The organism is Streptomyces sporangiiformans (assembly GCF_005768555.2).
In the GTDB taxonomy this organism is placed as follows: domain Bacteria; phylum Actinomycetota; class Actinomycetes; order Streptomycetales; family Streptomycetaceae; genus Streptomyces; species Streptomyces sporangiiformans.
Window position 1 is genome coordinate 1 of the sequence record NZ_VCHX02000258.1, and the last position, 4,807, is coordinate 4,807.

At 69.2% G+C, this 4,807-nt stretch carries 5 protein-coding genes and 1 pseudogene; 1 reads left to right on the forward strand and 5 read right to left on the reverse strand.

Annotated elements, in window-relative coordinates; all coding sequences use genetic code 11:
• Positions 1-107: 107 nt before the first annotated feature.
• Entirely contained in the window at positions 108-686 is a 579-nt protein-coding gene (locus tag FGD71_RS35480; protein WP_140936031.1) for a hypothetical protein, read from the forward strand.
• An 833-nt stretch (positions 687-1,519) separates the two neighbouring features.
• Here FGD71_RS35480 and FGD71_RS35485 read toward each other — a convergent pair.
• The 5 genes and pseudogenes from FGD71_RS35485 to FGD71_RS35500 form a co-directional block, all read right to left on the reverse strand.
• Positions 1,520-1,963, reverse strand: coding sequence for a DUF6292 family protein (locus FGD71_RS35485; RefSeq protein WP_119104662.1), 444 nt, complete (start codon positions 1,961-1,963; stop codon positions 1,520-1,522).
• 178 nt (positions 1,964-2,141) lie between these two features.
• Complete coding sequence (locus FGD71_RS35490) at positions 2,142-3,431, reverse strand: CaiB/BaiF CoA transferase family protein (RefSeq protein ID WP_240436927.1); 1,290 nt, start codon at positions 3,429-3,431, stop codon at positions 2,142-2,144.
• A 114-nt stretch (positions 3,432-3,545) separates the two neighbouring features.
• Entirely contained in the window at positions 3,546-3,701 is a 156-nt protein-coding gene (locus tag FGD71_RS49330) for a hypothetical protein (RefSeq protein WP_240436928.1), read from the reverse strand.
• A gap of 154 nt (positions 3,702-3,855) precedes the next feature.
• Positions 3,856-4,350 (reverse strand): annotated as a pseudogene (locus FGD71_RS50315) (enoyl-CoA hydratase/isomerase family protein); the annotation flags it as partial.
• 102 nt (positions 4,351-4,452) lie between these two features.
• On the reverse strand, positions 4,453-4,807 hold a 355-nt coding region (locus FGD71_RS35500), incomplete at its 5' end, for an acyl-CoA dehydrogenase family protein (RefSeq protein WP_140936033.1).

The following is a 4,807-nucleotide window of genomic DNA, read 5'->3' on the forward strand; positions in this document are numbered from 1 at the left end:
CCTAGACAGCTCCACCACATCGGAGGTCTTCGCCATGATCAAGCCCGGCCGGTGTCAACAACGCTCGTGATCAATACAGCTAGAGCACAGCGACGCTGTGGAAGGGAATGAGCGTGTTGTCGCCCGCCAGCCCATCCCTGCCGAACTGCCTCTGCTCGCCGCGCATCACATCGACACCATCTGTGATTACTTCCACGAGGTCCTCAGTCACCGTTACTACGCGCCTGACTACCGGAGACTGGTGCCGAATCGCGCTCTACCGGCTCACCGATGCCCTGGAGCATCTGCAGCTGCTGATCGGCACGATCGCAGCACACATGCGGCACAACCAGCTGGCTGCCAAACGCATCTGCGCCTACCTTCAGGTGCCCACTCAGGAAAGGGCTGACGCCTTCATCACGCCAGCGGCACGTCGCCATCCTGCCGGGCTCCTGGGCGAACCCAGCGTCCATACGGGCAGCGACCCGCTAGACATCGATCACCGCATCGGCCAGGGGATCGTTCAGCGCAACGGCTTCGTCTGCTCCGAACGCGAGGCCACCCTCGAAGCGTTCCTCGCCTCGCTTTACTCCTCCTACGCCTACGAGCCCAGCGCCTTGGACGAGCGCCCGGAGCCGATCCGCTCCTGCGCTATGAAGGCCGCCGACATCTCCCTGGTCCCAGTCGAGACACCACAGGCCGAATGACCGAGCCTCCAACAGCCGGGCCCCGGGGATGTCAGATCACCCGGGGCGTGGCGTGTCAGGCGCGGGTCAGTTCAGGTCCGTTGAAACCAACGGCGGCGCGCGGCCGGTTGCGGGCCCACGCCGGAGGTTGCCGACCCGGCAGAGGATGTCCGCCGCCGTGGTCGTATCGGTCCGCTCGGCTGGAAACACTGGTGGCGGCTGGGGCCGGCGCCGTCGGCTGCCTGCGGCCTCAGCCGCCGTCTTGTGAGAGTGCCTCGGCGTCAGAGGGTGGGCTGGTCATCATCCGATGCCGCGTCACGCCAAGCTCTGCGGACCCGTTGCCACGACCGGAACACATCCGGCAGCTGATCAAGGATGCCTCGGACGGCAAAGAGGAGAACAGAGACGACACCTGCGCCTGCGAGAAGTGTGAGTACAGCTGAGTCGCTCACCGGCTTCCGACCTTTCCTGATGGTGGTCGAACCGGTGGCGTAGCAGGCTCAGTTCGACCACGACGCGCGTGGGCAGAACTGACTTCCTGCCGACACCAAGAACTCAGGACGGGATCGGCCTCCCGCAGGCTTCTTGCAGGGTGGTGCATGCAGGCCAGACGCCTGCGTGTGTGAATCCACTTCCCGATCTGCTGTGTCGGAGACAGAGCGGTTCTGTGGAAACCTGCCTGGCACCCCAGCACGAAGCCGGGCCGCCCAGGGCGCGGACAGACAGGGCCATAGCCCCGCCTGAGATTGCTTTGAAGCTAGCACAACTGCCGTCTACGACCGGGCAGTTCGCTGATCGACTTGACAGACGGCCGCGGGGTTTACTCGGCTCGCGCGTGCGAGATCCAACGTGCGCTAGCCGGTGGGCCATCGGCGGAATGCGTCGATCGCGGCGCGCACTGTCGATGCCTCGCTCCATTCCCGTACGCGCTCGCCGGAGAGGAGGCGGCGGGAGAGCACCAGGTGGTCGGCGACGTCGGCGATGTCGTTCGGGTCGGCGAAGGTGCGGTGCAGGGCGGCGAGCGGTTTTCTGGGCCGGGCGTGGCCGGGGCCGAGGAAGGTGTAGGCCCAGCCGGTGTCGTCCTGCCAGGTGAGGCGGATGCCGCCGGGGCCTGCGCAGCGGCTGACGTCCCAGGTGAGCGCCAGGTACATGGTCTGGCCGTGTTCGCGTCCGGTGTGGCCGGCGCGGACGGTGCCGGGCGGGATGCCGCGCTGGTTGAGCGCCTGGTCGACGGCGCGGGCGTAGGGCCAGTGCGGCAGCAGTTCGGGCCGCAGCAGCCCGGGTGGATCCAGCAGCACGTCCCCTCGCCTCCGGGCGGGCTCAGGGGGTCAGGAGACGCGGCCAAGGGCGGCTGCCGGGCCGATCGCGCCGGGCCCGTACTTGTCGCGGATGCGGTCGGCGACTTCTTCGGCTTCGTACGCGCTGCGACCGCCGAGGGTCATGCCGATGGCGCCGTCTTGGCATGGTTCCGGCGCCTCAACGAGGGGCCGGGGCCACCGTGCCTTGTGCGCGCAGCACGGCGATGTCGTCCTCGGTGACGCCGAGTTCGGTGAGCAGGGCGTCGGTGTGCTGACCGAGTGCGGGGATCGCACCCATCGGTGGCTCGTAGCCGGCGATGACCGGAGGTGGAAGCAGAGCGGGTACCTGACCGTGAGGTGTGTCGATCCGGCGCCACCGGTCGCGGGCCATCAGATGCGGATGGGCTATGACCTCGCTCGGTGTGTTGAACCGGGCATTCCCGATCCCTGCGACATCCGCGTCGCTCTGCACCTGCGTCAGGTCATGGCGCGCGCACCAGTCGGCGATCTCCGCGTCCAGGAACTCACGGTGCTCGGCCCGGCCGGAGGTGGTACGAAAGCGTTCGTCGTCGGCCAGGTCGGGCCGGCCGAGAAGGTCACGCGCGAACCGCCGCCATTCGCGGTCGTTGGTCGTGCCCAGGACGACGGTCTGGCCGTCCGCTGTGCGGTAGGCGCCGTACGGCGCCACCGCGGGCGAGCCCATGCCGACCGGCTGCTGGTCCACACCCGTGTGCAGCGTGTAGGTGAGCTGATACCCCATCAGCTCCGTCATCGTGTCGAACAGGCTCACCGCGACCGCGGCGGCGCCGCGACCATGGCCACGCTCCTTGCCGCAGAGCAGCGCCAGAACCGACAACGCGGCATACAGGCCGGTGCACACGTCGGCCATCGGCGGACCGGGCTTGGCCGGCGCACCGGGAAAGCCCGTCATGGCGCATGCGCCCGACTCCGCCTGGGCCAGCAGATCGTAAGCACGCTTGTGGGACAGCGGGCCTCCCGGCCCGTAGCCGTCGATCTCCACGGCGATGAGTTCCGGGTGGCTGACGGCCAGGTCGGCCGGCGCGATACCGAGCCTCGCCGTGGCACCGGGAGCAAGATTGGAGACCATCACATCGGCGCGGTCGAGCAACCGGTGGAGTACCGCCATCCCGGCCGGATCCTTCAGGTTCAGCGTGACCGACTCCTTGCCCCGGTTGACCCATACGAAGTGCGCCGCCATGCCGCCCACCACATCGTCGTAATGCCGGGCGAAGTCACCGCCTTCCGGATTCTCCACCTTGATCACCCGAGCCCCGAAGTCACCGAGGGTGCGAGTGCAGATGGGAGCCGCCACCGCCTGCTCCAGGGACACCACCGTGATGCCCGCCAGCGGTCCGGCCGGCCTGCCCGCGTCACAAGCCGTTCGTCTCGGATCGGAGCATTCCGCCCGCCCGGTGTCTGCCATCCGCTCGGTGTCTGCCACGTTCACCCGATCACCCTTCGGAGTCCGGGGAGGAAAGCCGGGCCTCGCCATAGGTTTCTCCTCAACCTTGTCGTGCCTGCTGAGCCGGGCGCGCCGGTGCTGTGGCCCCTGCCGCCCGCCTCATGCCCGCTCGGTCGTGGCCGCTCCGGTAAACCGCGGAGCGCCTCCGGCCCAGATGGCGGCGCTGCCCTCGGCGAAGGCCGCGCCGGCCGGCAGTCGCGGCTGTGCCCGTACCTCCTGGGCGAGTACGGCATCGAGTCCCGCGGGCCAGGACACCAGGATCCGCTCGGTCTCCGCGATAGAGGACGAAGCGCCTTCGGCGAGCCGCCCGGCCGGCCGTACCCCTTCCTGCCGAGCAGATCCAGGCTCGCAAAGGACGTCGGCCAGACCGGGAACGGCCGCCTCCCCCGCCTCCCAGGACGTCGCCGAACAGCAGCAGGCGCTTCACCGTGCCCAGCCCGACCCGCCGACAGCGACCAGAAGAGAGTCCGGCGTCCGCGATCAGCACAATCCTGCCGAAGACACAGCCGAACCGGGCGTCACAGGCGGCCACCACGTGGAAGCAAGCCGCCGCGAGCGACATGCCGAGCCCGAACGCGACACCCTCGACCGCCGCGAGCACGGGCCTGGGTCCCCCGACGATCGCCCCTACCATCTGCGCGACCACCTCCGTCCGCGCGGCGGACTCCTCCCGGACCGGAGTCATGGAGGGGATGGGCCCGCCCGCGCAGAAGCTGCCTCTCGCGCCGGTCACCACCACTGCCCGGCACCGCTCGTCGCGCGACGCGTCCCGCAGTGCGGAAAGGAGTTCCCGGCGGCCGGTCAGGTCCAGGGCGCTGTGGCAGCCGGGCTGCTGGAACGCCAGCACCCCTACCGGCCCGTCGTCCTCCACGAGCACAGCCGCGCCTGGAATCCGGTCGCTCATGACAGCCCGCCGGCCCACCACCGCAGAGCGACAGCCGGTCGCCTCCCCCGTATGGCCCGGTCGCCTCGCGCGCCTGGCCCATGGGCCCGCCCGCGCCGCCCGTCACGCGTGCTCCCGCAGCAACTGCCTGCCCACGATGAGCTTCTGGATCTCACTCGTCCCCTCGTAGATACGGAACAGCCGCACGTCCCGGTAGAAGCGCTCGACAGGAACGTGGCGCATGTATCCCATGCCCCCGTGTATCTGCACAGCACGGTCAGCCACCCGGCCCACCATCTCGCTGCAGAACAGTTTCGCGGAGGACGGCGCCAGCCTGCGGTCCTCGCCCGAGTCGTACGCACGGGCCGCCTCCAGCACCATGGCGCGCGACGCATACATCTCAGCGTGCGACTCAGCGAGCATGGCCTGAACGAGCTGGAACTCACCGATGGGCCGTCCGCCCTGCCGGGTGACCGAG

What these genes read in the sequence shown, in the direction of transcription:
- FGD71_RS35480 (WP_140936031.1), top strand. Translation starts at nt 108, where the DNA reads ATGAGCGTGTTGTCGCCCGCCAGCCCATCCCTGCCGAACTGCCTCTGC.